Annotated in this window: 3 protein-coding genes; all 3 read left to right on the top strand. The window is 40.6% G+C overall.

Translation table 11 applies throughout. The features are described from left to right. A partial coding sequence (locus tag PX636_RS14965) for a DNA polymerase (protein WP_288117695.1) occupies positions 1-1,033 on the top strand: 1,033 nt, incomplete at its 5' end. Between the two features lie 4 nt (positions 1,034-1,037). Continuing rightward, the gene (locus PX636_RS14960; protein ID WP_002736270.1) at positions 1,038-1,283 is read left to right on the top strand and encodes an NDH complex assembly factor CRR9; all 246 of its coding nucleotides are present in this window, start codon (positions 1,038-1,040) and stop codon (positions 1,281-1,283) included. Between the two features lie 36 nt (positions 1,284-1,319). Continuing rightward, positions 1,320-1,568 (top strand): heavy-metal-associated domain-containing protein, encoded by a 249-nt coding sequence (locus PX636_RS14955; protein WP_288117694.1) that lies wholly within the window; start codon positions 1,320-1,322, stop codon positions 1,566-1,568. Positions 1,569-1,900 lie beyond the last annotated feature (332 nt).

Here is a 1,900-nt window from a genome sequence, read left to right as displayed (position 1 = left end):
ATCCAGAAAAACTAAAACAGGTTACTCCACCGATCAAAGTGTTTTAGAGAAACTACAAGGAGATCATCCCTTAGTTGATTATATCCTTGAACATCGCACCTTATCCAAATTAAAATCAACCTATGTGGATGCTTTACCGAAATTAGCCGAACCAAAAACCGCACGAGTACATACAGATTTTAATCAAACCATCACCAGCACCGGACGCTTATCATCCTCCAATCCTAACCTGCAAAATATCCCCATTCGCAGTGAATTTTCCAGACGAATTCGTCAAGCTTTTATTCCCGAAAATGGTTACTTATTAGTGTCAGCGGACTACTCACAAATCGAGTTAAGAATTCTCGCTCATCTCAGCCAAGAACCAGTTTTATTAGAAGCCTATCGTAGTAATCAAGATGTGCATAAAGTCACCGCTCAATTGCTCTTTGATAAAAGGGAAATTACCCCCGAAGAACGCAGTTTAGGAAAGACGATTAACTTCGGGGTTATTTACGGCATGGGAGCGCAAAAATTCGCCCGTGAATCGAAATTAACCGTAGAACAGGGCAGAAAATTTATTGAAAAATATCATCAACGTTATGCCCAAGTATTTGAGTATTTAGAGAATAGCAAAAAACAAGCGATCACTCAAGGATATGTGGAAACAATTTTGGGCAGAAGACGTTATTTTAACTTCGATAATCCCCTCTTAAAAAGACTGCGAGGACTGTCCTTACACGACATCGATTTAGATAGCCTCAAACTCAACAACGAGGAGGCACAATTATTAAGATCGGCCGCTAATGCGCCCATTCAGGGTTCCAGTGCTGATATTATTAAAGTAGCGATGGTAAAATTGGCAGAGGTACTGCAAAATTATCGAGCGAGATTACTGCTGCAAGTCCATGATGAATTAGTCTTGGAAGTACCGAGGGAAGAATGGCCATCCCTAGAGTCAAAAATCAAGACGACTATGGAAGAAGCTGTCTCCTTGACGATCCCTCTCTTGGTAGAAATTAAAGCCGGTGACAATTGGATGGAAACCAAATAAAACTATGATCGAAAACAGACAATTTTTAACCCCAGAAGAATCCGCAGATGTGGACGCTGCCCTCTTGACTTCTCCCGAAAAATTCCTGACTCGTTTAACGATTTCTTCCCTACGCTTACTAAAAATAATCGCCGAAGATACGGGAGTAACCCTAGAAGAACTAACTCATAAACAGGTCATTCAATGGCTAGAAAAAGATAGTAAACTGCGTCGGGAACAGGGGATCGAAGCGGCAGTGCTGAAATGGTAAATAAACTCTTAAAAAATCAGCTACCCCTGACAATTTATGCTAGTTTTTAGCTATAAAGTTACTGAAGTTACAACAATGACAATTACCCTAAAAGTGCCTAGTATTGCCTGTGAAGGTTGCGCTAATACCATTACTAAAGCGATTAACAATCAGCAACCGGCAGCCCAAATATCGGTGGATGTAGCCAATAAAATCGTCACGGTAGAAACCACCGCATCCCCCGCAGAAATTGCCCAATGGATCAGCGAAGTCGGCCATACTGTTGAATCTGGGAGTGAGGGTTGACATCCTCCCCCGTTAAAAATAGACCTCTGGTAAAAATCCAGGGTAGTTCTATTTTTGTCTTGATCAGATTAGTTTGACTCTCAAGCTTTCTAGTTGTTGGTTTATCCAAGCGGTTGCCGTTTCTTCATCGGTTTCTATCGCTTTTTCTACTCCTAGAGTAGCAATTTCTAATAGTTGTTTGGATTTTGCTTTTCAAGCACTCTTAGAGTCAAGGTGCGATCGCTTTCAAAAGTTCTGTTAATTTATTTTTCCATCAGGGTAATCGCATATTGATAAGACCTCTTGCAAAAGTCTTAAGTCGATCCTTGTACAGCAACATTTTTGAAGATTAT

The organism is Microcystis sp. M53598_WE2 (genome assembly GCF_030067735.1).
GTDB classification, from domain to species: Bacteria; Cyanobacteriota; Cyanobacteriia; order Cyanobacteriales; family Microcystaceae; genus Microcystis; species Microcystis aeruginosa.
Note: the sequence above shows the minus strand (reverse complement) of the source record. Positions and strands in the feature narration are given on the sequence as shown.